This window comes from Mesorhizobium sp. B4-1-1 (genome assembly GCF_006439375.1).
In the GTDB taxonomy this organism is placed as follows: Bacteria; Pseudomonadota; Alphaproteobacteria; order Rhizobiales; family Rhizobiaceae; genus Mesorhizobium.
Map to the genome: position 1 here is coordinate 266,608 of NZ_VFTH01000001.1, position 25,022 is coordinate 291,629.

Below are 25,022 nucleotides of genomic sequence, written 5' to 3' on the forward strand. Positions count from 1 at the left end.
CACCGGAAGCGCAGGAACCTGGCATTTGCGGGCCGGCCTCACCTGAATATCGACACGCCTTAGCGCGCGGTCAGTCCAAAGCCCTGGATGAGCCGCCTGGTGGCAAAATCCACCTTGCCGGAAGTGAAGACGGCGAGATCGGGCTCGCTCTCGCCCGATGTCTCTCCGACCGGTTCGATGAGCGACATGGCGCGCCGCGCGATCGCCTCGGCCGGATCGATCCAGTCGACCGGCCAGGGCGCGGTCTTGCGCATGCGGTTGACGAGAAACGGATAATGCGTGCAGGCGAGCACGACGATGTCGGTGCGGTTGCCGTCGCGCTCGATGAAGCAGGGCGCGATTTCGGCGCGCACGGCCTCCTCGTCGACGAAACCTTGGCGCATGTAAATCTCGGCGAGCCCGGCCAGCCGGTCGCTGCCGACCAGGCGCACATGGCATTTCTGCGCCCATTTGCTGATCAGGTCGCGCGTGTATTGGCGCTTCACCGTGCCCGGCGTCGCCAGCACCGATACCAGGCCGGAGCGGGTGCGTTCCGCGGCCGGCTTGATCGCCGGCACGGTGCCCACGAACGGATGGCCGGGGAATGTCTCGCGCAGCGCATCGATCACCAGGGTCGAGGCGGTGTTGCAGGCAATCATCGAAATCGCCGGCTGAAGCCGATCGAGCAACTTGCCGAACAGCGTAAGTATGTGATCCTTGAGCGCCGGTTCCTCCCATGCGCCATAAGGAAAAGCCGCGTCGTCGGCGACATAGACGAAGCGGCGATCGGGCATGAGCACGCGCGCCTCGCGCAGCACCGTCAGCCCGCCAACGCCGGAATCGAACATCAGGATCGGGCGCTGGCTTGATCGATCGCTCATTGTCATCCGGCCGTGAGAAGCATCCGATCCGTGATTGGATCGACCGCGCTTCTATCGCGAATGATCATGGTCTTGAAGAGGCGAATGCGAGCAGCTTTTTCACAGTCGCCAGAGAATGATGCCGAAAAGTGTGCAGCGGTTCTTGAACGACATCATGCTCTATCTCTAAAAATAACTCATATCCCGCGCTTGCCGAAGCCGGCGGGGCGCGGCCTGCCGAAAGGCTGCGGCGCGGGCGGGACGCGCGCAGCGGAAGCGGCGCCGCGTGGGGCGGCCGGCACGCTGGCTGTTACGGTGCGTCCGGCACGCGCCGGTGCCGGCAGCGGACCGTCGAAGTCGAAAACATCGGTCAATTCATCGATATTGCTGCCCGCGACCGGCTTCGCCCACAGGATCGTGCACCAGAGGCCGAATATCGAAAGTGCAAGCAGGTTCAGCCCGCCGGGAATGCTCTCGGGATCGTCGAATTTGACGACCAGCAGCACGCCTGCCTGCAAAAGCGCGTACACGGCGGAAAGGGCGATGTAGGCCCACAGGATCCATCGGCGCCCGTTGGCGTCGCGGGTGCGGCGCGAGGCGATATTGCCGCGCAGCGCGACAAAGACGAGCGAGGCGACGAGGACGGCGCCCGCCATGCCCTGCCGCGCCGGGCCGGGCCCCGAATTGATCAGCCCTTCGAAACCGATCGTGCTGACAATGCAGACAACGATCACCACAGTTTTGGCGACGGCAAGACCGAGAGAGTAAAGGAAAAAGCGCAGCCGACCAATATTGGACGTAAACATGTGCCACCCCCACTAACGCAGCAAGGATGAGGTACAACCGAATAAAAATCGGTTACTTCAAACGCTCACAGCTTATCGATCTTAACTTTCTTCGTCTTTGACGCGACCGCGCGCGCTGGCCGGCAATCGTCTTGGATCATCCCCGGGCGAGCCGTCGCCGCGCGGCATGGCCGGCGAGAACCGGTCGAGCGAGGAGATGATGCCGCGCAGCACCTTCAGTTCCGGCTCGGCGAACCCCGCGCGCGTCAACACGGCGCGCAGATTGTCGATCATCTTCGGCTTCTTTTCCTCAGGGCGGAAGTAGCCTCGCGCTTCCAGCGCGTTCTCCAGATAGGCGAACAGGCTGTGCAGCTGCTCCTTGGTCGCCGGCACCAGCTCCGGTCCGGAGAAGTTGGTCTGGGTCTCGTCGGCGAGGCCGGACTTCATCCACTCATAGGACATCAGCAGCACCGCCTGGGCGATGTTGAGCGAGGAAAAGCCGGGATCGACCGGGAAGGTGACGATCTCGTCGGCGAGCCCGACCTCGTCATTATAGAGGCCGAAGCGCTCGCGGCCGAACAAGATGCCGGTACGCTCGCCCACCTCGACACGTGCTCTCAGCGCCCTACCCGCTTCCACGGGACCGCGCACCGGCTTGAAGCCGTCGCGCTCGCGCGCCGTCGTGGCGAAGACGAAGTTCAGGTCGGCGACCGCCGAGGCCAGATCGTCGAAAACCCTGGTGGCGTCGATGACGTGGTCGGCCCGGCTGGCGGCCGCGCGCGCCTTCTCGCTCGGCCAGCCGTCACGCGGGTTGACCAGCCTGAGCTCGGATAGGCCGAAATTCGCCATTGCGCGGGCGACCATGCCGATATTCTCGCCGAGCTGCGGCTCGACCAGGATGATGGCGGGTCCGGCGGAAGCGGTCTTGGCTGTATTTTCGGTGGTTGGCATGGCTATGGGTAACCGGAGTTTGCGGCGTTTGGGCGTCCCCTGCCACATCCGGCCCGGAAAATGAAGCATTCACAACAGCGGCACCCGTCCGCTCCGGCGCGGATCGCGGTTTGCGCGCTGAAAAAGCCTTTGATATACGCTCCGCATCCCCGGCCGAAACCATGCGGGCAAGGCCGTTCAGATCCCCCAGCAACGAGGCATTCTTTCCATGGCGAAGATCAAGGTGGCGAACCCGGTCGTCGAACTCGACGGCGACGAGATGACCCGCATCATCTGGCAGTTCATCAAGGACAAGCTGATCCATCCCTATCTCGACCTGAAGCTTGAATATTACGACCTCGGCATCGAGAACCGCGACGCCACCAACGACCAGGTGACGATCGACTCGGCCAACGCCATCAAGAAATACGGCGTCGGCGTGAAATGCGCGACGATCACTCCCGACGAGGCGCGCGTCGAGGAATTCAAGCTGAAGAAGATGTGGAAGTCGCCCAACGGCACCATCCGCAACATCCTCGGGGGCACCATCTTCCGCGAGCCGATCATCATGAAGAACGTGCCGCGCCTGGTGCCGGGCTGGACCAAGCCGATCGTCGTCGGCCGTCATGCCTTCGGCGACCAGTACCGCGCCACCGACTTCCGCTTCCCCGGCAAGGGCAAGCTCTCGATCAAGTTCGTCGGCGAGGACGGCCAGGTGATCGAGCATGACGTCTATGACGCGCCGGGCGCCGGCGTGGCCATGGCGATGTACAATCTCGACGAGTCGATCCGCGAGTTCGCCCGCGCCTCGCTGAACTATGGCCTGCTGCGCAACTTCCCGGTGTATCTGTCGACCAAGAACACCATCCTCAAGGCCTATGACGGCCGCTTCAAGGACATCTTCCAGGAGGTCTACGAGAAGGAGTTCGAGGCCGAATTCAAGGCGCGGAAACTCTGGTACGAGCACCGCCTGATCGACGACATGGTCGCCTCCAGCCTGAAATGGTCGGGCGGCTATGTCTGGGCCTGCAAGAACTATGACGGCGACGTGCAATCCGACACCGTGGCGCAAGGCTTCGGCTCGCTCGGCCTGATGACCTCCGTGCTGATGACGCCGGACGGCAAGACGGTGGAAGCGGAAGCCGCGCACGGCACCGTGACGCGCCACTACCGCCAGCACCAGAAGGGCGAGGAAACCTCGACCAATTCGATCGCCTCGATCTTCGCCTGGACGCGCGGCCTCGCGCACCGCGCCAAGCTCGACGACAACGCCGGGCTGAAGCGCTTCGCCGAGACGCTGGAAAAGGTCTGCGTCCAGACCGTCGAGTCGGGTTTCATGACCAAGGACCTGTCGCTGCTGATCGGCCCCGACCAGCCCTGGCTCTCGACCACCGGCTTCCTCGACAAGATCGACGAGAATTTGCAGAAGGCAATGGGGTGAGGAGCGGTGCGCGAAGCGCATGAAAGGCCCCGAAATGGGCTTTTCAAGCGACGAACGCCCGGAGCCATAGCGTAGGGCCGGGCCGAATGACAAAACCGACCCTCTACGGCGCCGACTACAGCGTCTATGTGCGCATCGCGCGGATGGCGCTGGAGGAGAAGGGCATCGGCTACGAACTGGTGCCGATCGACATCTTCGCCGCCGAAGGCATTCCGGCCTGGTATCTGGAGCATCATCCGTTCGGTCGCATCCCGGCCTTCGAGCATGACGGTTTTCACCTGTTCGAGACCGGCGCAATCGTGCGCTATGTCGATGAAGCCTTCGATGGTCCCGCGCTGCAGCCGGCCGACGTGCGCAGCCGCGCCAGGATGGGCCAGATCATCGGCATGCTCGCCGCCTATGGTTATCGCGCGATGGTCTGGGACGTTGCCGTCGAACGGCTGGAAAAGACGCCGGCGAATGAGGCACTGATCGCCAGCGGGCTGAGCCAGGCTGAGACGGTGTTAAAGGTTTTGACATCGCTGAAAACAAAAGGGCCTTGGCTGCTTGGGGACCAGCTGACGCTGGCCGACCTGCACGCGGCACCGATCATCGCTTATTTCGTCAAGGTCGCGGAGGGGCGCGAGCTGCTGGCGCGGTTTGCAGATATCCAGGATTGGTATGGGCGGGTCACCGAGCGGAAGAGCTTTGCGCGCACGGAAAAGACCGCATAATTCGAGCAAGCCTTTCAGCGTCGGCGCTGCCCCTCATTGCCCTGCCGGGCATTTCTCCCCGTAAACGGGGAGAAAGAGGCTGGGCGTGGCGCCGCGCCATCTCTCCAACGCTGGCGATTGGCGAAAGCCGCGATAACAGCGCCCTTCTCCCCGTTCAACGGGGAGAAGATGGCGGCAGCCAGATGAGGGGCAGCGCAGCCCTCGGAGAGTTGGGAGCCGGCCTGAGCTACAGCCGATCGCCCCGACCGTCACGCCGCTTCCAGCGCCGCCCTCACCGCCGCGATCGCGTCATCGGCCTTGGAAGCGTCCGGGCCGCCGGCCTGGGCCATGTCGGGGCGGCCGCCGCCGCCCTGCCCGCCGAGCGCGGCGGAGGCGACGCGGACCAGATCGACGGCGCTGAAGCGGCCGGTGAGATCGTCGGTGACGCCGACGACCACGCTTGCCTTGTTGTCCTCGCCCGCGCCGACAAAGACGACGACGCCGGAGCCGAGCGTCTTCTTGCCGGCATCCGCCAGCGGCTTCAGGTCCTTCGGCGCCACGTCGGTGACCGCCTTGCCGAGGAAGCCCACGCCTGCGACGGTCTCGTTCGCGGCCGGAGCATCGGCAACGGCCGAGCCGCCGCCCAGCGCCAGCTTCTTGCGCGCTTCGGTAAGCTCCTTTTCGAGCTTTTTGCGTTCTTCGAGCAACGCTTCGACGCGCAACGGCACGTCGGCCGGCGAGATCTTCAAGGTCGCCGCCGCGGCTTTCAGCCGCCTGTCCTGTTCGTCCAGATGCCTGCGCGCCGCCTCCCCGGTCAGCGCCTCGATGCGGCGCACGCCGGCCGCCACCGCGCTGTCCGAGAGAATTCGCACCAGGCCGATATCGCCGGTCGACCTCACATGCGTGCCGCCGCAAAGCTCGACGGAATAGGGCCGATTGGCCTTGGCGCCATGCAGGCCGGTGCCCATCGACACGACGCGCACCTCATCGCCGTATTTCTCGCCGAACAGCGCCATGGCGCCCTCGGCGATCGCATCGTCGACCGACATCAACCGCGTCGTCACAGGACTGTTCTGCACGACGATCTCGTTGGCCATGCGCTCGACCTCCTCAAGCTCACCGGCCGAGATCGGCTTGTTGTGCGAGATGTCGAAGCGCAGCCGGTCGGGCGCCACCAGCGAGCCCTTCTGCGCGACATGGGTGCCCAGCACCTCGCGTAGCGCCTCGTGGATGAGATGCGTCGCGGAGTGGTTGGCGCGCAGCCTCGAGCGGCGGGCATGATCGACCTTCAGCTCGACGGCATCACCCGTCTTGACCGTGCCTTTAGCCACCTTGCCGAGATGCACGAACAAACCATCGGCCTTCTTCTGCGTGTCCGAGACCTCGATTGAAAAACCCTCGCCGGAAATCACGCCGGTGTCGCCCATCTGGCCGCCGGATTCGCCGTAGAACGGCGTCTGGTTGACGACCAAGGCGACCGCATCGCCCTGGCTCGCGCTGTCGATGGTCTTGCCGTCCTTGACCAGGGCCTGGACGATGCCTTCCGCTTGCTCGGTCTCATAGCCGAGGAATTCGGTCGCGCCGGTCTTTTCGCGCACCGAGAACCATACCGTCTCGGTCGCGGCCTCGCCCGAGCCCGTCCAATGCGCGCGCGCCTCGGCCTTCTGCCGCTCCATCGCGTCGGTGAAGCCGGCGATATCGACCGAGATGCTGCGCTGGCGCAGCGCATCCTGCGTCAGATCGAGCGGGAAGCCATAAGTGTCGTAGAGCTTGAAGGCCGTCTCGCCATCCAGCATGTCGCCGGCATGCAGCGTCTCGGTGGCGTCCGAAAGCAGTCCGAGGCCGCGCACCAGCGTCTTGCGGAAGCGCGTTTCCTCGAGCTTCAAGGTTTCGGTGATCAGCGCCTCGCCGCGCACGAGCTCGGGATAGGCCTGGCCCATCTCGCGCACCAGCGCCGGCACCAGCTGCCACATCAGCGGCTCCTTGGCGCCAAGCAGCTGCGCATGGCGCATGGCACGGCGCATGATGCGGCGCAGCACATAGCCGCGCCCCTCATTTGAGGGCAGCACACCGTCGGCCACCAGGAACGAGGACGAGCGCAGATGATCCGCGATGACGCGGTACGATCCCACGTTCTCCTGGTTCGGCCCCTGGCCTAGCGCCGAGGACGCCGCGTCGATCAAATGCCTGAACAGGTCGGTCTCGAAGACGCTTTCGACGCCCTGCAGGATGGAGGCCATGCGCTCCAGGCCCATGCCGGTGTCGATCGAGGGACGCGGCAGGTCGATGCGCTCTTCCTTCGTCACCTGCTCATACTGCATGAACACCAGATTCCAGAATTCCAGGAACCGGTCGCCGTCCTCTTCCGGGCTGCCGGGCGGGCCGCCCCAGATATGCTCGCCGCGATCGATGAAGATTTCCGAGCACGGACCGCACGGGCCGGTGTCGCCCATCGCCCAGAAATTGTCCGAGGTCGGGATGCGGATGATGCGGTCGTCGGAGAAGCCGGCGATCTTCTTCCAGTAACCGGCCGCCTCGTCGTCGGTGTGATAGACGGTGACGAGCAGCTTGTCCTTCTTCAGGCCGAAACCCTTGGTGATCAGGTTCCAGGCAAGCTCGATCGCGCGCTCCTTGAAATAGTCGCCGAACGAGAAATTGCCGAGCATCTCGAAGAAGGTGAGATGGCGCGCGGTGTAGCCGACATTGTCGAGGTCGTTGTGCTTGCCGCCGGCACGCACGCTCTTCTGCGCGGTGGACGCTCGCGAATAGGGACGCTTCTCCAGGCCGGTGAAGACGTTCTTGAACTGCACCATGCCGGCGTTGGTGAACATCAGCGTCGGATCGTTGCGCGGCACCAGCGGGCTGGAGGCGACGATCTCGTGGCCCTCCTTGCGGAAGTAGTCGAGAAATGTCGACCGGATGTCGTTCACGCCACTCATTGCGTACTGCCTTTTCGCGAGAACCGCCGGCGTTGCCGGCGGCAAATGGGCTTTGGTGCTTAGAAGATAGATTGGCCTTTTAGCCGTAGCTCTTGAGCCTGTCCAGAAACACGGAGTTAGGTCAATCCGCCGGCGAGCGCCGGCCCGGCGCGGCCCGCAAAATGCAAAACCGCCGGCGCGAAGGCCGGCGGTTTCGGGTACGCAATACTCAAGAACTCGGTTACATAAGCATAAGCCGATAAACAAGGATTGTGGCCGAACTCCGACTAAGCCGACGAATAGCTTTCGCCCAGTCCCGAACAGGAAACGGCTGCGCGGTCTTCCTGGAGCGAACCGGCCCTACAAGGCGCCGGCTTCGTCCTCGAAACCGTCGTCGCCGCCTTCGGAGCCGCCATTCTCGAGGAATTTCTCGGCGATCAGCCCGGCATTCTGGCGCAATGCAAGTTCGACCTCACGCGCCGTATCGGGATTGTCGCGCAGGAACAGTTTTGCGTTCTCGCGGCCCTGGCCGAGGCGCTGCGAATTGTAGGAGAACCAGGCACCCGACTTCTCGATGACGCCGGCCTTGACGCCGAGATCGATCAGTTCGCCGGTCTTCGACACGCCCTCGCCATACATGATGTCGAACTCGACCACCTTGAAGGGCGGGGCCAGCTTGTTCTTCACCACCTTGACGCGGGTCTGGTTGCCGACGACTTCGTCGCGGTCCTTGACCGAGCCGATGCGGCGGATGTCGAGGCGCACCGAGGCGTAGAATTTCAGCGCGTTGCCGCCGGTGGTCGTCTCGGGCGAGCCGAACATGACGCCGATCTTCATGCGGATCTGGTTGATGAAGATGACCATTGTGTTGGAGCGCGAGATCGAGGCGGTCAGCTTGCGCAGCGCCTGGCTCATCAGGCGAGCCTGAAGACCGGGCAGCGAATCGCCCATCTCGCCTTCGATTTCGGCGCGCGGCGTCAGTGCCGCCACCGAGTCGACGACCAGCACGTCGATGGCGCCCGAACGCACCAGCGTGTCGCAGATTTCCAGTGCCTGCTCGCCGGTGTCGGGCTGCGAGATCAAAAGGTTCTCGAGGTCGACGCCAAGCTTGCGGGCATAGACCGGGTCGAGCGCGTGCTCGGCATCGACGAAGGCGCAGATGCCGCCCTTCTTCTGGGCTTCCGCCACCGTGTGCAGCGCCAGCGTCGTCTTGCCCGAGCTTTCCGGACCGTAAATCTCGATGATGCGGCCGCGCGGCAGGCCGCCGACGCCGAGCGCGATGTCGAGGCCGAGCGAGCCGGTCGGCACGGTTTCGATCTCGACCACCTGCTCGTTGGCGCCGAGCCGCATGATCGAGCCCTTGCCGAAAGCGCGCTCGATTTGCGACAGCGCCGCGTCCAGAGCCTTTGATTTGTCCACTGCCTTATCCTCTACAAGCCGCAAAGAATTCTGAGCCATGATACATCACCCCTTGGTCGTCAATGAAGGCCGGACAATCCGTGATCCCTGCTTGTTTTGTACCTTTTTTGTTCTCATTTGGCAAGGGGCAGCAAGCAGCTGAAAAACAATCAATATCTGGCTATGTTCTTTCTTTGTCCCACCAGGGCTTGAGCGAAACAGAACCACTGGTCCAGAAGAGATTTGATATCCCATGTCCCGAATCGCGGCGCCGATTGCGGGGCGACGCGCAGAAACCTAGTGTGCGCAGCCAACCATCAACCAAGGTTACCATATCCGCATGCCGACATCCCCAACAATCCTGGCGCTGGGCGGAGCCCATATCGACCGGCGCGGCCAGGTCTCGGGCGCCTATGTGCCCGCCGCTTCAAATCCCGGCATCATGCGCGAGGACGTCGGCGGCGTGGTTTTCAACGCGCTGCGCAGCGTGGTCAAGCGCGGCGTGTCGGCCTCGCTGGTATCGGTGCGCGGCGGCGACGCCGCGGCCGACACCGTCGCCTTGGCGATCGACAACGCCGGAATAGCGGACCTCTCCGTGGTGTTCCTCGACCGCACGACGCCGAGCTACACGGCGTTGATCGACGCCGAAGGTGAGCTGATCGTCGGGCTGGCCGACATGGCGCTCTACGATCTTGCCTTCCCCAAGCAGATGAGGCGTTCCAAGGTGCGCGAGGCGATAGCCGCGGCCGACGCCATCCTGTGCGACGCCAACCTGCCGACGGCGGCGCTGGAGCGCATGGTAGCGCTTGCCGGTGGCCGGCCGGTCTTCGCCATCGCCGTCTCGCCGGCCAAGGTCGTGCGCCTTGCGCCGCTGCTCGACGACCTGTCGCTGCTTTTCATGAACCGCCGCGAAGCCGCAGCGTTGGCCGGCGCCGAGCTATCGGGCGAAACCCTTGTCGACGCGCTCAGGCGGGCCGGCCTGAATGCCGGTGTGGTCACGTCCGGCAGCGCCTCGGTTCTGGGCTTCGACGACACCGGCATCTTCGAGATCGATCCACCCGCGCCGCGCAAGATTGCCGACGTGACCGGGGCCGGCGACGCCTTGACCGGCGCAACGGTCGCCGCCTTGCTGCGCGGCCTGCCGCTGCGTGCCGCGCTGCGCGAAGGCCTTGCCGCGGCGATGCTGGCCATCGAGAGCCCGGAGGCCGTGCCGTCCTTCACCGCGGGCAACTTCATGCAGGCGCTTGGCCTTGTGCCGGAGCCGCGGGAGGTGGCATAGGGCCACCAGACATCCACTTCCTCCTGACCGGAGACAGCCATGACGCCCGACACCGCCCGCCCTTTCGTCGACATCCACCCGCCCGTGGCGGAGGCGCTTGCCGCCGGCCGGCCGGTGGTGGCGCTGGAAAGCACCATCATCACCCACGGCATGCCCTACCCCGACAATGGCGCGATGGCCGCCAAGGTCGAACAGATCATCATCGATGGCGGCGCGATGCCTGCGACGATCGCCGTGGTCGACGGCCGCATCAAGATAGGCCTGTCCGACGGCGAACGCGAATCGCTTGCCATGACCGGCGACGCCATGAAGCTGTCGCGCGCCGATCTCGGCTTTGCCGTCGCTCAAAAGCGCACCGGCGGCACCACCGTGGCGGCCACCATGATCGCCGCGCACATGGCCGGCATAAAGGTCTTCGCCACGGGCGGCATAGGCGGCGTCCACAAAGGCGCCGAAAAGAGCTTCGATATCTCGGCCGATCTCGACGAACTGGCGCGCACGCCGGTCATCGTTGTCTCTGCCGGCGCCAAGGCGATCCTCGACATCGAAAAGACGCTGGAAGTGCTGGAGACGCGCGGCGTGCCGGTGATCGGCCATGGCTGCGAGACGATGCCCGCCTTCTGGTCCAGGCAATCGCCCTTCCGCGCGCCGCTGACGCTCGATGCGCCTGAGGACATCGCGCATTTCTATCGCACGCGGCAGGCGCTGGGCCTCGGCGGCGGCATCCTGATCGCCAATCCGGTGCCGCGGAACGACGAGATCCCGGCCGACGAAATGGCCGGCTATATCGAAGCCGCGCAGAAGGCCGCCGAAGCCCAGAACGTCACCGGCAAGGCGGTGACGCCCTTCCTTTTGTCGAAGATCCTGGAGCTGACCGGCGGCCGCAGCCTGAAGACCAACATCGCGCTGGTCGAGAACAACGCGCGGCTGGCGGCGGAGATTGCGAAGGCGTTGTAGGCGCGGAACACTCAACTACCGGCAGCGATAGCCAAAAGCGAACGCCGCGTTCCGTCACACCCCCCTCTGGCCTGCCGGCCATCTCCCCCGCAAGGGGGGAGATCAGCAGCTCGTCTGCTGGCTCTCGTTTTTCAACGTCGGCGATTGGCGAAAGCCGAGCGACATCCAATCTCCGGCAGGACAGAAAAGGGTGCTGTCCCTCGGCATCTCCAAAAGGCCGTCACAACGCCCTCGAAAATTATCTCCCCGCCCTTCGCGCCGCTTCATAAGCGCGCCGCGCCCATACCGCCATTTCGTCGGGATCGTCGAAGGCCTCGTCGGGAATGCTCCAATAGGGCATCGCAATCAGCTTGCCGTGCCGCGAGCCTGCATAGGTCCATTGCTTGCAGTCGGCGGCTTCGAAGTCGGGGATGCTCTCTTCGTCGGCCTTGAGCAGCAATTCGCCGCGCACGACGACCGCGACGATGACGCCGTCGCAATAGATGCCCTTGCCGCCGAACAGTTTTCGGATGCCTATCGGCCCAAGGCTTTCGAACAATTCTTCAAGGCGGACATTATCCATGCCGCGATCATCTCATCCGGCATGGGCCTTGTCATCGCCGCAACCAAAAGCATGCTGACAGGTTGAGATCGGAAAACGGAGATCCCGCCATGCCCGTCCTGCTCAAAGGCTCCTGCCGCTGCGGCGCCGTCCGCTTCGAGGTGGAAAGCCACACCCCGGTGCCGTTCATGCTCTGCTACTGCTCGATCTGCCGCAAGCAGCAGGGCGGCGGCGGTTTCGCCATCAATCTCGGCGCCGACCACGAGACGCTTGATATCAAGGGCAAACGCAGCCTCGGCGTCTACCGCGCCGAGATCGAGGATGACGAGCATCCGCATTGCGAGGTCTCGACCGGCGAACGCAATTTCTGCAGGAAATGCGGCGCAGCGCTGTGGCTTTACGACCCAACCTGGCCGGACCTCGTTCACCCCTTCGCCTCGGCGATCGACAGCGACCTGCCGACGCCGCCGGAAAAGGTGCATCTGATGCTGAAATACAAGGCGAACTGGGTCGAGCCGAATATCGGCAAGAAGGACAAGGCGTTCGACGTCTATCCGGAAGAATCGATCGCCGATTGGCACAAGCGAATGAAGATGTGGGTGGATTAGCTCTCTTCGCCCCGTTACGGGGAGGTGAGGCGTGGTCCGCGTAGCGGACGAAAAGCCAATTGCTTGGCTTTCGAACAACGAACGCCGGCAGGCAGATGAGGGACGGCGCCGGCCTCTGATAGGATGTTACCCCTCATCCGGCCCTTCGGGCCACCTTCTCCCCGTAAACGGGGCGAAGGTAAAACCTAAGCCGAAGCCCGTGCTTCTGCCAGCGCCTTGAGGTCGGCTGGCTTCAGTTCGACCGACTCGCCGCAGCCGCAGGCCGAGCTCTGGTTCGGATTCCTGAAGGTGAAGCCGGTGCGCAGCGTCGTCTGCTCGAAATCCATCTCGGTGCCGAACAGGAACAACGCCGCTTCCGGCGCGACATAGACATGCGCGCCGTCGCGTTCGATATGGTCGTCCTTGGGGTTCGGTTCGGTCACCAGGTCGACTGTGTATTCCATGCCGGCGCAGCCGCCCTTCTTGATACCGAGCCGGATGCCATGCGCACCTTCGCGCGTGGCGACGATCTCGCGCACCCGATCGGCGGCCTTTTCGGTCATCGTGATGACGGCGAAGCGTCCCATATCATTCTCCACGTTCGCGCGGGTTCAAGGCCCGCGGAATGAGTCTGCCCTTAAGATGGTGAAGTTTCACCTAGCGTGCAAGTCAAGCTCAATACCAGCCGACCGCCACCTGCGCCTCTTCCGACATGCGATCCGGCGTCCATGGTGGATCGAACGTCATCTTGACCTCGACGCCGGACACGCCCTCGACCGCCCCGACGGCGTTCTCGACCCATCCAGGCATTTCGCCTGCGACCGGACAGCCGGGCGCGGTCAGCGTCATGTCGATCTTGACCGAACGATCGTCCTCGATGTCGATCTTGTAGACGAGGCCGAGCTCATAGATGTCGGCCGGGATTTCCGGGTCGTAGACCGTCTTCAGCGCCGAGACGATGTCGTCGGTCAACCGCGCCAGCTCGTCGGCCGGGATTGCCGAGGCCGAGACGATGCCGTTGCCAGCCGTTTCTGAAAGAGTCTCTGCGGTCGCGCTCACGTCGTCCATCATCGTCACCCGAAGAACTTTCGCGCCTTTTCCAGCGCCTCGGCCAAGGCATCCACTTCGGCCCTGGTATTATACATGCCGAACGATGCCCTGCATGTGGAGGTTACGCCAAAGCGTTTCAACAGTGGCTGGGCACAATGCGTGCCCGCGCGGACAGCAACACCTTGCCGGTCGATCACCATCGACACGTCATGCGCATGGATACCTTGCAATTCGAACGAGATAATGGCGCCTTTGCCAGGCGCGTCCCCGAAGATGCGCAGCGAATTGATAGCGCGCAGCCGCTCATGCGCGTAGGTCTTCAGATCCGCCTCATGGGCTGCGATGCGCTCGCGGCCGATTTTTTCCATGTAGTCGAGCGCCGCACCCAGCCCGATCGCCTGCACGATCGGCGGCGTGCCGGCCTCGAAGCGATGCGGCGGCTCGTTATAGGTGACGATGTCCTCCGTCACCTCCTCGATCATCTCGCCGCCGCCCATGAAGGGCCGCATCTCTTCCAGCCTGTCCTTCTTGCCGTAGAGCACGCCGATGCCGGAAGGGCCGTAGACCTTGTGTCCCGTGAAGACGAAGAAATCGCAATCGAGGTCCTGCACATCGATCGGCATGTGGACGGCGCTCTGGCTGCCGTCAACGAGCACGGGAATTCCACGCGCATGCGCGATGCGCACGATCTCCTTGATCGGCGTCACCGTGCCCAGCGCATTCGACATCTGGGTGATGGCGACCAGCTTGGTGCGGCCGGTCAGCCGCTTCTCGAGTTCCTCGATGTGGAAGGCGCCGAGATCGTCGACCGGCACCCAGACCAGCTTGGCGCCCTGCCGCTCGCGGATGAAATGCCACGGCACGATGTTGGAGTGATGCTCCATGATCGACAACACGATCTCGTCGCCCTCGCCGATCCTCGGCATGCCCCAGCCATAGGCGACCGTGTTGATCGCCGAGGTGGTGTTGGAGGTGAAGACGATGTTGTCGGTGCTCGGCGCATTGAGAAAACGCTGCACCGACTTGCGAGCATTCTCATAGGCATCGGTCGCGGCATTGGAGAGGAAATGCAGGCCGCGATGGACGTTGGCGTATTCCTGTGAATAGGCGTGCTGGATCGTGTCGAGCACCACCTGCGGCTTCTGCGCCGAGGCGCCGTTGTCGAGGTAGACCAGCGGCTTGCCGTAGACCTGGCGCGACAGGATCGGGAAATCGCGGCGGATCGCCTCGACGTCGTAGGGGGTGGTTTCGATCTTCTGGTCCATTTCGAAAGTCCTTGTCGGTCGAAGCCGAGATCCTTCCAACGCCCCTCACCCGACCGAGCTTCGCTCGGCCACCTTCTCCCACAAGGGGAGAAGGTCAGGCGCTATCCGTGCGTCGAAAACCAGCCGTCGAGCCGCGCTTCCAGTGCTTCGACCAGCGCCTCGTCGTCCAGTTCCTCGATCACTTCGGCCACGAATGCCTTCACCAGAAGCCCCCGCGCCGACTTCTCGTCGATGCCGCGCGCCATCAGGTAGAACAGATGGTTGTGGTCGATCTCGGTGACCGTCGCGCCATGGCCGCAGACGACATCGTCGGCGAAGATCTCCAGCTCCGGCTTGGTCGAGAACTCGCCGTCGTCCGACAGAAGCAGCGTGTTGCAGGCCATCTTGGCGTTGGTCTTCTGCGCGTATTGATGCACGTTGATGCGGCCTTGGAAGACGCCGCGCGCCTTGCCGGTCACCACATTGCGGATCACTTCCGTCGAGGTCGTATGCGGCACGGCGTGGTCGAGCACCATGGTGGTGTCGGTATGGGTGTCGCCGGCCAGAAGGTTGATGCCGCGCAGTTTGAAATCGGCGCCCTCGCCGGTCGTCCTGACGACGACCTCCTGGCGAACGAGCTTGCCGCCGGCGTTCATCACGAACAGCGTCAGCTTGGCATCCTTGCCGATATGCGCCTTGAACTGGGCTAGATGCGTGGCCGTATCGGGCTGCTCCTGCACGATCAGCCAGGTCACTTCCGCGCCGTCGCCGACCACGAGCTGGCTGACCGAAGAGACGAGCGCCTCGTCGCCTTCACCCGTCTGGCGCTCGACGACAATCGCCTTGGCGCCGGCGCCGACACGCGCCAAGAGCCGCACATGCGACTGGCCGCCGGCCTGCAGGTTCTGCAATTCGACCGGCTTCTCCAGTTCCACACCGTCGGCGATATCGACGAAATAGCCGTCGGCGACGAAAGCGGTGTTGAGCGCACCGATGGCGTCGTCGCTGCCGTAGGGGTCCAGTCCCGGAGCCACGCTGCCATCGGTCAGCTTCTCCGACAGGCGCTGCACCGCGACGCCTTCGATATCCGGCAGCTTCGACTGCGCGACGCCGTTCAGAACCGGCAGAACCGCGGACCCTTCGAGAATTGGAGCGAGCGCCTTGACGACGGCGTCTGTCTCGAACGCCGGCACCGAAGTGAGCAGCCGGCGCAGGTCCGTATAGTGCCAGGATTCGACGCGGCGCGTCGGCAGGCCGTGCTTGATCGCCTCGATCGCGTCGTCGCGCTTGACCATCACCGCGCCGTCGCCGGGCAGCAGCGACAGCCGCTCGCCAAAGGCATCGATCAGCGCCGTCTCAGCCAATGTCCTTTGGGGCTGTGCATGCATGTTCATGGCTCTTGCCTCGACTGCCATCTCACGCCGCTTCGCCGATCACGCCGGCATAACCGTTGGCCTCGAGATCGAGCGCCAGCGACTTGTCGCCCGACTTGATGACCTGGCCCTTGTAGAGCACGTGCACCGAGTCCGGCACGATGTGCTCAAGCAAGCGCTGATAGTGGGTGATGACGACGATGGCGCGGTCCGCCGAACGCAGCGCGTTGACACCGTCCGAGACGATCTTCAGCGCATCGATGTCGAGGCCGGAATCGGTCTCGTCGAGCACGCAAAGCTTCGGCTCAAGCAGCTTCATCTGCAGGATCTCGGCGCGCTTCTTCTCGCCGCCGGAGAAGCCGACATTGAGCGGCCGCTTCAGCATCGCCATGTCCATGTTGAGCGAGGCGGCGGCGTCCTTCACGCGCTTCAGGAATTCCGGGATTTTCAGCGGTTCCTCGCCGCGCGCCTTGCGCTGCTCGTTCATCGCCACTTTCAGGAATTCCATGGTCGCGACGCCCGGTATCTCCATCGGATACTGGAAGGCGAGGAAGATGCCGGCGGTAGCGCGCTCGGCCGGATCCATTTCGAGGATCGACTGGCCGTTATAGAGGATGTCGCCTTCTGTGACCTCGTAGTCCTCGCGGCCGGCGAGAATATAGGACAGCGTCGATTTGCCCGAGCCGTTCGGTCCCATGATGGCGGCGACCTCGCCGGCTTTGACCGTCAGGTTCAGGCCGCGGATGATCTCGGTGCCGTCGTCGACGATGCGGGCGTGAAGGTTCTTGATCTCAAGCATTTTCGTTCCGTTCCAAGAAAATTCCGTTCAAATTCAATGCCAACGCAAGCGCCAGTCCCCGTCCGTCTTGGCCTTGATGAGCGGGATGATTGCGCCCGTCAGGGCAACGACGATGAGGACGATCAGCCAGGCCGAGGCACCGAGATTGATCAGACCAATCGACAGCGCAACAGCAATCAGGATCCAGGTGACTACGAAGGCCCAGCCCTTCCAGTTGTCGGGCGTCGCGCCATAGCCGAGGCGCTTCGGCATGAACCATTTCTCTGCGCTCATCCGACACTGCCTTCGAGGCTGATGCCGATCAGCTTCTGCGCCTCTACGGCGAACTCCATCGGCAGCTGCTGGATGACGTCCTTGACGAAGCCGTTGACGATCAGCGCGATCGCCTCTTCTTCGGGGATGCCGCGCTGCATGACGTAGAACTTCTGGTCCTCGGAGATTTTCGACGTCGTCGCCTCGTGCTCGAACTGCGCCGTCGAATTCTTGGCTTCCATGTAAGGCACGGTGTGCGCGCCGCACTGGTCGCCGATCAGCAGCGAATCGCAATTGGTGAAATTGCGCGCATTAGCCGCCTTGCGATGCGCCGAGACCTGGCCGCGATAGGTGTTTTGCGAGAAGCCGGCGGCGATGCCCTTGGAGATGATGCGGCTGGACGTGTTCTTGCCGAGATGGATCATCTTGGTGCCGCTATCGACCTGCTGGTAGCCGTTCGACACCGCGATCGAATAGAATTCGCCGCTGGAATCGTCGCCGCGCAGGATGCAGCTCGGATATTTCCAGGTGATGGCCGAGCCGGTCTCGACCTGCGTCCACGATATCTTCGAACGGTCGCCGCGGCAGTCGCCGCGCTTGGTGACGAAATTGTAGATGCCGCCCTTGCCCTCGGCGTCGCCGGGGTACCAGTTCTGCACAGTCGAATATTTGATCTCGGCATCGTCGAGCGCGATCAGCTCGACCACCGCCGCGTGCAGCTGGTTCTCGTCGCGCTGCGGCGCCGTGCAGCCTTCGAGATAGGAGACGTAAGCCCCTTCCTCGGCGATGATCAGCGTGCGCTCGAACTGGCCGGTGTTCTTCTCGTTGATGCGGAAATAGGTCGACAGCTCCATCGGGCAGCGAACGCCCTTGGGCACGAAGACGAACGAGCCGTCAGTGAACACGGCCGAATTCAGCGTCGCGTAGAAATTGTCCGAGGTCGGCACGACCGAACCCAGATACTTCTTGACCAGTTCCGGATGCTCGCGGATCGCTTCCGAGATCGAGCAGAAGATGACGCCGGCCTGCGCCAGCTCCTTCTTGAAGGTGGTGACAACCGAAACGGAATCGAACACGGCGTCGACCGCGACGCGCCCGGATTTGTAGACGTTGTCGCCAATCTCGTCTTCTTCCACGTCGACAGCTGCGGTCTTCTGCACGCCGGCCAGAATCTCCTGCTCCTTGAGCGGGATGCCGAGCTTCTCGTAGACCTTGAGCAATTCGGGATCGACTTCGCTCAGCGACTTCGGTCCCGGCGTGCTCTTCGGCGCGGCGTAGTAGTGGATGTCCTGGAAATCGATCTTCGGATAGTGGACGCGCGCCCAGGTCGGCTCTTCCAGCGTCAGCCAGCGACGATAGGCCCCCAGACGCCATTCGAGCATCCAGTCCGGCTCGTCCTTCTTGGCCGAGATGAAGCGAATGATGTCTTCGCTCAGGCCCTTGGGGGCCTTGTCCATCTCGATCTCTGTCTGGAATCCGTATTTATACTGGTCGACGTCGATCTTTCGAACCCGATCGATCGTCTCCTGCACAGCAGGCATAAGCGTTCTCCATCCACGCCGGGGTCAAGGCCCGGCAGTTTTCAAACTATGGCACCGCCGAAATCGCGTCCCACGGAGGGACTCGCAGCGGAGTAAGTTCCATATAGTGCGTGTCGGCCGGAAATTCACCCGGCCAGGACAAAACGCACGGCTCTACCAGGCCCTTAAGCCTGAATTCGCTTTCGAGCAGCGGAAATCCGAGCGCCGCAAGGCGTTTCTCGTTCCGATGCTCCGCCGTCCTCAGGCGGCTTCTTCCTTGCCCGCGCGGCGGGCGACGATGCCGGCCAGTGCTGTCCGGAAGGCCTCGATATCCTCGGCGCCGGTCGCCCGACCGATCGAGACCCGCAACGCGCCCAGGCTGTCGCCCTGGCCCATCGCCTTCAGCACATGGCTTGGCCCGACTTTTCCCGACGAGCAGGCCGAGCCCGCCGACAACGCGACGCCGGCGAGATCGAAAGCGATCTGCGCCGTCTCGGCCTTGATGCCGGGAATAGCGAAGAATGTCGTGTTGGCAAGCCTGGGAGCGCCATTTCCGAAGATTTCCGCGTCCGGCGCCAGTTCGGTCACGATGGCTTCAATCTCATCGCGGCGCCGCGAAACGGCATCGACATCGTCCAGGCCTGCAAGGGCAACCCGCGCGGCTGCGCCGAAACCGACGATCCCGGCGACGTTTTCCGTGCCGGCGCGATGGCCCTTCTCCTGGCCGCCGCCATTGATCAGCGGCCGCGGCATCATCAAATCGGACGCGGCAACGATCGCACCGACGCCCTTGGGCCCACCGATCTTGTGCGACGACAGGATCAGGTAGTCGGCATAAGGGGCTGACATATCGAGTGGAATCCGCCCGCCCGCCTGCACGGCGTCGATAACCAGCACGCCGCCGGCGGCCTTGACGATTTCGCCGATGCGCCCGACCGGCTGGACGACGCCGGTCTCGTTGTTGGCGGCGTGGATCGCCACCAGCGGCAGCCCGGCGGCCTTGTCATGCGCGGCAAGCGCGGCAGAAAGCGCCTCGATATCGGCAATGCCGTTCCGGTCGACGCCGATCTTCGTCACTTGCGCCGGCGAAAACCGCCCGCCATTCAGGATGCAGGGATGGTCGGCCGCCGAGACATAGAGGTGGCTCATGCGGATCGCGCCGCGCCCCATCTGCCAGTCGGGCGTAAGCAGCGTCGAGGCGGCTTCGGTGGCGCCGGAGGTGAAGACGACATGCTCGGGCCTGGCATTGGCCAGCCGCGCCATGTCGCGGCGCGCGTCCTCGACCAGCCCGCGCGAGGCGCGGCCCTCGGTGTGGACCGATGAGGGGTTGGCGGCATCGAGCGCGGCGACCATTGCCGCGCGCGCTTCCGCAAGGAGCGGCGCGCTGGCATTGTAGTCGAGATAGGCGCGGGTTGCGGCCATTTTCGCTCGGTTCGTCCTTTCGCCAACTATCCCGCGAGGATAGCGCGTTATTTCCTTGAAATTGCAAGGCAAGCCGTCCTATTTACGCGGCTTGCGGCGCGGGCGGCCGAACCATCGGGTTTCGGCCTCCCAGTTTTGAACAATTCTAAACTAGCTTCTAGGAAGACGCTCGCCCGGCGTCAAGGCCACAGAAGGTGTGGGGCCTCGGGAGAGGCCAGAAGAGTTCCGGGCTAGCGCATTCATATGCCACGTGGAGTATTTTATGCCTGAGGTCATTTTCGCCGGTCCGGCCGGTCGCCTGGAGGGACGCTATCAGCCCTCGAAGGAAAAGAGCGCCCCGATCGCCATCGTGCTTCACCCCCACCCGCAGTTCGGCGGCACGATGAACAACAAGATCGTCTACGACCTCTTCTACATGTTCCAGAAGCGCGATTTCACCACGCTGCGCTTCAATTTCCGCGGCATCGGCCGCAGCCAAGGCGAGTTCGACCATGGCACCGGCGAATTGTCGGACGCCGCCGCCGCGCTCGACTGGGTGCAGTCGCTGCATCCGGATTCCAAGAGCTGCTGGGTGGCCGGCTATTCCTTCGGATCGTGGATCGGCATGCAGCTTTTGATGCGCCGTCCGGAAATCGAAGGTTTCATCTCGGTCGCGCCGCAGCCCAACACTTATGATTTCTCGTTCCTGGCGCCCTGCCCGTCGTCCGGCCTCATCATCCATGGCGATGCCGACAAGGTGGCGCCGCCGAAGGACGTGCAGGGGCTGGTCGACAAGCTGCACACCCAGAAGGGCATCACCATCACGCAGAAGACGATTCCCGGCGCCAACCACTTCTTCGCCAACGATTCCGAACTGCTTATTCAGGAATGTTCCGACTATCTCGACCGGCGACTGGCGGGCGAGTTGGCCGATCCGAGGCCGAAGCGCCTGCGCTAGGCGAAACATTGCCAGCCCAGGCTTTTGGGTCTGGGTTCGGTCAGTTGGCCTTGACCGGGCCTGCCGTTGAAATCCCGCCTCTTGGCGCGTTGGACGGCTTCAGCCGAAATGTGCGCTTGCGCACGGGCAGCTTCGAGCTCGTCTGGCCGAAGATGAAGCCGAGCCGGGCGAACACCAGGCCCGAGACCACCGCAAACGCCAGCCCGAGGCCGAAACCCGCAACCGTGTCGCTTGGATAATGCGCGCCGACGAAGACGCGGGTCGAGGCGATGCAGGCCGTGACCGCCAGCGCGATAGTCCAGCGCCGCGGGAACAGCAGCAACAGGATACCGAACACCGCGCCCATCGTCGTGGCATGGCCGGACGGAAAGCCGGCAAAGCGCGCGTCCATGGCGAACGGATGCAGCGACAGCACGCCGAAACTGTCGAAGTAAAGCGGCCGGGCCCGGCCGATGCCGTATTTCAGCACGTTGACGGCAAGGCCGGACAGGCCGACCGCGCAAAGCACCAGGAAGGCGAAACAGGTCCAGTTATAGACAAGCATCCGCCCGTCCCTCGACAGGCCACGCCAGTCCGTCAGGTTGGCGGCGACGAGGCAGAGCGCCGCCGGAATGAGATACCAGCCGCCCAGGCCGAATTGCGTGAAGAAATCGGTGAAGCGCACGAAGCCGGGTGACCATTCGCCGCGCATCTCGCCGGCGCTGGCGTCAAGGCGCAGGAAAACCGCCACGATGAGCAGCAGCCAGGCCAGCAGCCAGACACCCCACAAAATTCGCGGATAACGCGTCGGGCGCATGGCAAAGCGTCGTTTCACGATCGACATCGTGTCGCGGAAATTGCCGACCGAGCGGCGGTAAAGGGCAAGGGGCAAAGCGGACATGGTTTAGCGCGTGCTCATAGGGACATTCGATGTCCGACGCTATTGTTCACGGCGCCACCCGATAAAGCCCGAGCGACAGTCTGTCTCCTGACGAATAGTTGATGCCGACGATCTCGGTCAGCCGCTTCGCCGACTTGCCTTGGGCGGTCAGCACATCGGCAAGCTTCTGCTCGTCCTTGATCGGCGCCAGCCCAAGCGCGCAGGATGGATCGGCCAGCAGATGCCGCGCCACCCCCTCGACGTCGGTCAGCACGGTCTTGGTGCCGACCAGGAAAACCAGGCTCGGCTCCTGGAATTTCGCCGAGGCAAGCACGGAGGTGTCGCAAGGACGGTTGGCGTCGACGGCGGCTTTGACGGCGGGGCTGAGCCAGATCGGTTTCAGCGACGGTGCAATGACGCCGAACAGCAGGCTGAAGGTGATGCCGGCGCCGACCGCGATCGCGGCGATGCGGCCAAGCGGCACCTGCAATTGCCGCGGGAAGGCCAGATAGCCGGTGACCAGAGCGGCGATCGCCGCCGGAATGCTCCACCAGGAGAAGGTCTTGGTGAGATAAAGCGGCGCGCCGACGCAGACCACGGCAAGGCCGATCGCCACAACGGCAAGGCCGAAGGCGGTCGCCCACCAAAGCCATGTCTGCCAGCGCTTGAGCGGCGCATTGGCCTGGTCCGCCGGCAAGGTGAGCAGCCATCCGATCAAAAGCGCCATGCCCGGATAAGCCGGCATCACATAGTGCGGCAGCTTGGTCGGGATCGCCTCGAACACCAGCCAGAACGGAATGTACCAGGCGAGGCAGAAGCGCAGGCGCGGATCGTCCCAAAAACGGTTGATGGCCTGCAGCCCGGCGCCGACCGCGATCAGCCCGAAGGGCCACATGAACAGCGAATAGGTCAGCATGTAGAAGCCGGGCGGCAGCCCGTGCGATTCCTCGCCCTGCGCCACCTTGTTCAGCATGTCCTTGCCGACCGCTTCCTGGAAGAAGGCACCGCCGCTCTTCCAACTGATGAGGACGAGCCATGGCAGCACGATCACGAGCACGATCAGGACGCCGCGCACCAGCTTCATCTTGAGCAGCCAGCGCCAGTCGCGGTCGAAGGCAATGAGCGCCGCGGCCGTGAGCAGGGATAGCAGTGGCGAGACAGGTCCCTTGATGAGGATGCCCAACCCCTGCGCGATCCAGAAGATCCAGGGCAGATGCCCGGGTACCGGCTCGTTGCGCTTTGCCGCCCAATAGACCTGTGCCAGCGCGCCTTGCGCCGCCACGCAGCAAGCAAGCAGCATCGCGTCGGTCTTGGCGTCGCGCCCTTCGAAGGCGGTGGCGAAGATCGCTGCCATCATCAGGCCGGCGGCCAGCCCGGCATTGGCGCCGAAGAGCTTTGTCCCGGTCCAACCGACGCCGACGACGGCCAGCGCGATGCCCAGCATCGAGACCAGACGATAGACCCAGATCGGCGCCGCGGCCCCCTCGCCGCTCAACGCGACCGCCGCCGACTGCAGCCAGTAGATGCCGATCGGTTTCTTGTAGCGCGTGACGTCCTGCAGGCGGATATCGACGTAGTCGCCCGTCTCGACCATCTGCTTGGTCGCCTGGACGAAGCGGGATTCATCGCGATCCACCGGCGGCAGGCTGGCCAGCCCACTGACGGTCATGACGATGCTGAACAGAAAGAGGAAGAGGTAGTTCCTGTTCATCGCGGGAGCTTTTCCGATCTGAAACTGCGGGATGGCCCCGTCGCGGCGCGCTTGTCTTTGCGCGGCGCTTCATTACGCCAGCGAAAAGGGTGAAGCAAGGATGGCGGCGCCGCGCTCGATCGGACGCAAAACCGGATTCCACTTTTTCTGTCCGCGGTTGGATGCTAAACGCGCGCCTTCATATCAAGCATGGCCAAGCGCCCGGCGATCTCCAGGAAGAAAAAATGTCCGCCTTCAAATCCGATTTCCTGCGCATCATGAGCGAGCGCGGCTTCATCCACCAGATTTCGGATGAATCCGCCCTCGACCAGCTTTTCGCCAAGGAAACGGTGAGCGCTTATATCGGCTTCGACGCCACCGCCAAAAGCCTGCATGCAGGATCGCTGATCCAGATCATGATGCTGCACTGGCTGCAGCAGACCGGCCACCGGCCGATCGCGCTGATGGGCGGCGGCACCTCGATGATCGGCGACCCGTCCTTCAAGGACGAGGCGCGCAAGCTTTTGACCCCGCAGGACATCGATGACAACCTCGTCGGCATCCGCCGCAACTTCGCGCCTTACCTGAAGTTCGGCAACGGCCCGGGCGACGCGGTCATGGTCAACAACGCCGACTGGCTGATGCAGATCAACTACGTCAGCTTCCTGCGCGATGTCGGCCGGCATTTTTCCGTCAACCGCATGCTCGCCTTCGATAGCGTAAAACTCAGGCTCGACCGCGAGCAGTCGCTGTCTTTCCTCGAATTCAACTACATGATCCTGCAGGCCTATGACTTCGTCGAGCTCTACAAGCGCGTCGGCTGCCGGCTGCAGATGGGCGGCTCGGACCAGTGGGGCAACATCGTCAACGGCATCGACCTCGGCCACCGCATGGAGGGTGTGCAGCTCTTCGCCATGACCACCCCGCTGCTCACCACCTCATCCGGCGCCAAGATGGGCAAGTCGGCTTCCGGCGCGATCTGGCTCGACGGCGACATGCTGAGCCCCTACGAGTTCTGGCAATATTGGCGCAACACCGAGGACGCCGATGTCGGGCGCTTCCTGAAGCTCTACACCACGCTGCCCCTCGACGAGGTCGCGCGGCTGGCGAAGCTCGGCGGCTCGGAGATCAACGAGGCGAAGAAAATCCTCGCCACCGAGATCACCGCCATGCTGCACGGCCGCGACGCGGCCGAGACCGCGAGCGAGACGGCGCGCAAGACCTTCGAGGAAGGCGCGCTCGCCGACACGCTGCCCAGCGTCGAGGTAGCCAAATCGGACCTCGAGGCCGGGATTGGCATCCTGGCGCTGTTCGTGAGCGCCGGGCTGGCCGGCTCGAACGGCGAAGCGCGCCGGCATATCCAGGGCGGCGCCGTGCGCATCAACGACCAGGCCCTGACCGACGACCGGCGCGTCGTCACGCTTCAGGATCTCGGTCCGGAAGGTGTCGTGAAACTTTCGCTCGGCAAGAAGAAGCACGTGCTGGTGCGGCCGGTCTGACCGGCCGCAC

At 63.7% G+C, this 25,022-nt stretch carries 23 protein-coding genes; 7 read left to right on the forward strand and 16 right to left on the reverse strand.

Going from position 1 to position 25,022, the window contains the following annotated elements; translation table 11 throughout:
- Positions 1-59 precede the first annotated feature (59 nt).
- From murI to FJW10_RS01365, 3 genes are all read right to left on the reverse strand, one after another.
- A complete protein-coding gene (gene murI / locus FJW10_RS01355; RefSeq protein WP_140897811.1) occupies positions 60-860 on the reverse strand; it encodes a glutamate racemase in 801 nt (266 codons plus the stop codon).
- Between the two features lie 176 nt (positions 861-1,036).
- Positions 1,037-1,645, reverse strand: a complete 609-nt coding sequence (locus FJW10_RS01360) for a hypothetical protein (protein ID WP_140897813.1) — start codon at positions 1,643-1,645, stop codon at positions 1,037-1,039.
- A gap of 81 nt (positions 1,646-1,726) precedes the next feature.
- Positions 1,727-2,575, reverse strand: coding sequence for an RNA methyltransferase (locus FJW10_RS01365; RefSeq protein ID WP_140897815.1), 849 nt, complete (start codon positions 2,573-2,575; stop codon positions 1,727-1,729).
- 208 nt (positions 2,576-2,783) lie between these two features.
- On the opposite strand from FJW10_RS01365, the gene FJW10_RS01370 reads away from it, so the two are divergent.
- Positions 2,784-3,995 (forward strand): NADP-dependent isocitrate dehydrogenase, encoded by a 1,212-nt coding sequence (locus FJW10_RS01370; protein ID WP_140897817.1) that lies wholly within the window; start codon positions 2,784-2,786, stop codon positions 3,993-3,995.
- An 86-nt stretch (positions 3,996-4,081) separates the two neighbouring features.
- Positions 4,082-4,708: a glutathione S-transferase family protein gene (locus FJW10_RS01375; RefSeq protein ID WP_140897819.1), complete on the forward strand. Its 627-nt coding sequence runs from the start codon at positions 4,082-4,084 to the stop codon at positions 4,706-4,708.
- 248 nt (positions 4,709-4,956) lie between these two features.
- On the opposite strand, the gene alaS is transcribed toward FJW10_RS01375, so the two are convergent.
- Together alaS and recA are read right to left on the reverse strand one after the other, a co-directional pair.
- The gene (alaS, locus tag FJW10_RS01380) at positions 4,957-7,626 is read right to left on the reverse strand and encodes an alanine--tRNA ligase (protein ID WP_140897821.1); all 2,670 of its coding nucleotides are present in this window, start codon (positions 7,624-7,626) and stop codon (positions 4,957-4,959) included.
- 339 nt (positions 7,627-7,965) lie between these two features.
- Positions 7,966-9,063 (reverse strand): recombinase RecA, encoded by a 1,098-nt coding sequence (gene recA / locus FJW10_RS01385; protein WP_095765184.1) that lies wholly within the window; start codon positions 9,061-9,063, stop codon positions 7,966-7,968.
- A gap of 280 nt (positions 9,064-9,343) precedes the next feature.
- Between recA and FJW10_RS01390 the strand changes: the two genes are divergently transcribed.
- On the forward strand, positions 9,344-10,282 hold the full coding sequence (locus FJW10_RS01390) for a carbohydrate kinase family protein (RefSeq protein ID WP_140897823.1): 939 nt from the start codon (positions 9,344-9,346) through the stop codon (positions 10,280-10,282).
- A gap of 39 nt (positions 10,283-10,321) precedes the next feature.
- On the forward strand, positions 10,322-11,239 hold the full coding sequence (locus FJW10_RS01395) for a pseudouridine-5'-phosphate glycosidase (protein ID WP_140830388.1): 918 nt from the start codon (positions 10,322-10,324) through the stop codon (positions 11,237-11,239).
- 238 nt (positions 11,240-11,477) lie between these two features.
- Here the strand turns inward: FJW10_RS01395 and FJW10_RS01400 are convergent, their stop codons facing one another.
- On the reverse strand, positions 11,478-11,801 hold the full coding sequence (locus FJW10_RS01400; RefSeq protein WP_140897825.1) for a TfoX/Sxy family protein: 324 nt from the start codon (positions 11,799-11,801) through the stop codon (positions 11,478-11,480).
- A gap of 89 nt (positions 11,802-11,890) precedes the next feature.
- On the opposite strand from FJW10_RS01400, the gene FJW10_RS01405 reads away from it, so the two are divergent.
- The gene (locus FJW10_RS01405; protein ID WP_140897827.1) at positions 11,891-12,388 is read left to right on the forward strand and encodes a GFA family protein; all 498 of its coding nucleotides are present in this window, start codon (positions 11,891-11,893) and stop codon (positions 12,386-12,388) included.
- Positions 12,389-12,573: 185 nt separating this feature from the next.
- Here the strand turns inward: FJW10_RS01405 and sufA are convergent, their stop codons facing one another.
- From sufA to FJW10_RS01445, 8 genes are all read right to left on the reverse strand, one after another.
- Positions 12,574-12,954, reverse strand: coding sequence for a Fe-S cluster assembly scaffold SufA (gene sufA / locus FJW10_RS01410; protein ID WP_140647787.1), 381 nt, complete (start codon positions 12,952-12,954; stop codon positions 12,574-12,576).
- Positions 12,955-13,042: 88 nt separating this feature from the next.
- Entirely contained in the window at positions 13,043-13,435 is a 393-nt protein-coding gene (locus tag FJW10_RS01415) for an SUF system Fe-S cluster assembly protein (protein WP_140830394.1), read from the reverse strand.
- A gap of 5 nt (positions 13,436-13,440) precedes the next feature.
- The gene (locus FJW10_RS01420; RefSeq protein ID WP_140897829.1) at positions 13,441-14,682 is read right to left on the reverse strand and encodes a cysteine desulfurase; all 1,242 of its coding nucleotides are present in this window, start codon (positions 14,680-14,682) and stop codon (positions 13,441-13,443) included.
- Positions 14,683-14,783: 101 nt separating this feature from the next.
- On the reverse strand, positions 14,784-16,055 hold the full coding sequence (sufD, locus tag FJW10_RS01425; RefSeq protein ID WP_140897831.1) for a Fe-S cluster assembly protein SufD: 1,272 nt from the start codon (positions 16,053-16,055) through the stop codon (positions 14,784-14,786).
- A gap of 22 nt (positions 16,056-16,077) precedes the next feature.
- Positions 16,078-16,833: a Fe-S cluster assembly ATPase SufC gene (gene sufC, locus FJW10_RS01430; RefSeq protein ID WP_140830399.1), complete on the reverse strand. Its 756-nt coding sequence runs from the start codon at positions 16,831-16,833 to the stop codon at positions 16,078-16,080.
- Positions 16,834-16,866: 33 nt separating this feature from the next.
- Positions 16,867-17,085, reverse strand: coding sequence for a hypothetical protein (locus FJW10_RS01435; RefSeq protein ID WP_140897833.1), 219 nt, complete (start codon positions 17,083-17,085; stop codon positions 16,867-16,869).
- Positions 17,086-17,102: 17 nt separating this feature from the next.
- Positions 17,103-18,626: a Fe-S cluster assembly protein SufB gene (sufB, locus tag FJW10_RS01440; protein ID WP_140830403.1), complete on the reverse strand. Its 1,524-nt coding sequence runs from the start codon at positions 18,624-18,626 to the stop codon at positions 17,103-17,105.
- 240 nt (positions 18,627-18,866) lie between these two features.
- Positions 18,867-20,027, reverse strand: coding sequence for a cysteine desulfurase family protein (locus tag FJW10_RS01445; protein ID WP_140897835.1), 1,161 nt, complete (start codon positions 20,025-20,027; stop codon positions 18,867-18,869).
- Positions 20,028-20,289: 262 nt separating this feature from the next.
- On the opposite strand from FJW10_RS01445, the gene FJW10_RS01450 reads away from it, so the two are divergent.
- On the forward strand, positions 20,290-20,964 hold the full coding sequence (locus FJW10_RS01450; protein WP_140830407.1) for an alpha/beta hydrolase: 675 nt from the start codon (positions 20,290-20,292) through the stop codon (positions 20,962-20,964).
- 40 nt (positions 20,965-21,004) lie between these two features.
- On the opposite strand, the gene FJW10_RS01455 is transcribed toward FJW10_RS01450, so the two are convergent.
- The gene (locus FJW10_RS01455; RefSeq protein WP_140897837.1) at positions 21,005-21,844 is read right to left on the reverse strand and encodes a phosphatase PAP2 family protein; all 840 of its coding nucleotides are present in this window, start codon (positions 21,842-21,844) and stop codon (positions 21,005-21,007) included.
- 46 nt (positions 21,845-21,890) lie between these two features.
- On the reverse strand, positions 21,891-23,534 hold the full coding sequence (locus FJW10_RS01460; protein ID WP_140897839.1) for a glycosyltransferase family 39 protein: 1,644 nt from the start codon (positions 23,532-23,534) through the stop codon (positions 21,891-21,893).
- Between the two features lie 224 nt (positions 23,535-23,758).
- On the opposite strand from FJW10_RS01460, the gene tyrS reads away from it, so the two are divergent.
- Positions 23,759-25,012 carry a tyrosine--tRNA ligase gene (tyrS, locus tag FJW10_RS01465; RefSeq protein ID WP_140897841.1) on the forward strand — a complete coding sequence of 418 codons (1,254 nt, stop codon included), beginning with the start codon at positions 23,759-23,761 and terminating at the stop codon, positions 25,010-25,012.
- The last annotated feature ends 10 nt before the right edge of the window (positions 25,013-25,022 follow it).

What these genes read in the sequence shown, in the direction of transcription:
- sufA (WP_140647787.1), bottom strand. Translation starts at nt 12,954, where the DNA reads ATGGGACGCTTCGCCGTCATCACGATGACCGAAAAGGCCGCCGATCGG.
- FJW10_RS01405 (WP_140897827.1), top strand. Translation starts at nt 11,891, where the DNA reads ATGCCCGTCCTGCTCAAAGGCTCCTGCCGCTGCGGCGCCGTCCGCTTC.
- FJW10_RS01460 (WP_140897839.1), bottom strand. Translation starts at nt 23,534, where the DNA reads ATGAACAGGAACTACCTCTTCCTCTTTCTGTTCAGCATCGTCATGACC.
- FJW10_RS01400 (WP_140897825.1), bottom strand. Translation starts at nt 11,801, where the DNA reads ATGGATAATGTCCGCCTTGAAGAATTGTTCGAAAGCCTTGGGCCGATA.
- tyrS (WP_140897841.1), top strand. Translation starts at nt 23,759, where the DNA reads ATGTCCGCCTTCAAATCCGATTTCCTGCGCATCATGAGCGAGCGCGGC.
- sufC (WP_140830399.1), bottom strand. Translation starts at nt 16,833, where the DNA reads ATGCTTGAGATCAAGAACCTTCACGCCCGCATCGTCGACGACGGCACC.
- FJW10_RS01365 (WP_140897815.1), bottom strand. Translation starts at nt 2,575, where the DNA reads ATGCCAACCACCGAAAATACAGCCAAGACCGCTTCCGCCGGACCCGCC.
- FJW10_RS01390 (WP_140897823.1), top strand. Translation starts at nt 9,344, where the DNA reads ATGCCGACATCCCCAACAATCCTGGCGCTGGGCGGAGCCCATATCGAC.
- FJW10_RS01375 (WP_140897819.1), top strand. Translation starts at nt 4,082, where the DNA reads ATGACAAAACCGACCCTCTACGGCGCCGACTACAGCGTCTATGTGCGC.
- sufD (WP_140897831.1), bottom strand. Translation starts at nt 16,055, where the DNA reads ATGAACATGCATGCACAGCCCCAAAGGACATTGGCTGAGACGGCGCTG.
- recA (WP_095765184.1), bottom strand. Translation starts at nt 9,063, where the DNA reads ATGGCTCAGAATTCTTTGCGGCTTGTAGAGGATAAGGCAGTGGACAAA.
- FJW10_RS01370 (WP_140897817.1), top strand. Translation starts at nt 2,784, where the DNA reads ATGGCGAAGATCAAGGTGGCGAACCCGGTCGTCGAACTCGACGGCGAC.
- FJW10_RS01455 (WP_140897837.1), bottom strand. Translation starts at nt 21,844, where the DNA reads ATGTCCGCTTTGCCCCTTGCCCTTTACCGCCGCTCGGTCGGCAATTTC.
- FJW10_RS01420 (WP_140897829.1), bottom strand. Translation starts at nt 14,682, where the DNA reads ATGGACCAGAAGATCGAAACCACCCCCTACGACGTCGAGGCGATCCGC.
- FJW10_RS01360 (WP_140897813.1), bottom strand. Translation starts at nt 1,645, where the DNA reads ATGTTTACGTCCAATATTGGTCGGCTGCGCTTTTTCCTTTACTCTCTC.
- sufB (WP_140830403.1), bottom strand. Translation starts at nt 18,626, where the DNA reads ATGCCTGCTGTGCAGGAGACGATCGATCGGGTTCGAAAGATCGACGTC.
- FJW10_RS01445 (WP_140897835.1), bottom strand. Translation starts at nt 20,027, where the DNA reads ATGGCCGCAACCCGCGCCTATCTCGACTACAATGCCAGCGCGCCGCTC.
- FJW10_RS01415 (WP_140830394.1), bottom strand. Translation starts at nt 13,435, where the DNA reads ATGGACGACGTGAGCGCGACCGCAGAGACTCTTTCAGAAACGGCTGGC.
- murI (WP_140897811.1), bottom strand. Translation starts at nt 860, where the DNA reads ATGAGCGATCGATCAAGCCAGCGCCCGATCCTGATGTTCGATTCCGGC.
- FJW10_RS01450 (WP_140830407.1), top strand. Translation starts at nt 20,290, where the DNA reads ATGCCTGAGGTCATTTTCGCCGGTCCGGCCGGTCGCCTGGAGGGACGC.
- FJW10_RS01395 (WP_140830388.1), top strand. Translation starts at nt 10,322, where the DNA reads ATGACGCCCGACACCGCCCGCCCTTTCGTCGACATCCACCCGCCCGTG.
- FJW10_RS01435 (WP_140897833.1), bottom strand. Translation starts at nt 17,085, where the DNA reads ATGCCGAAGCGCCTCGGCTATGGCGCGACGCCCGACAACTGGAAGGGC.
- alaS (WP_140897821.1), bottom strand. Translation starts at nt 7,626, where the DNA reads ATGAGTGGCGTGAACGACATCCGGTCGACATTTCTCGACTACTTCCGC.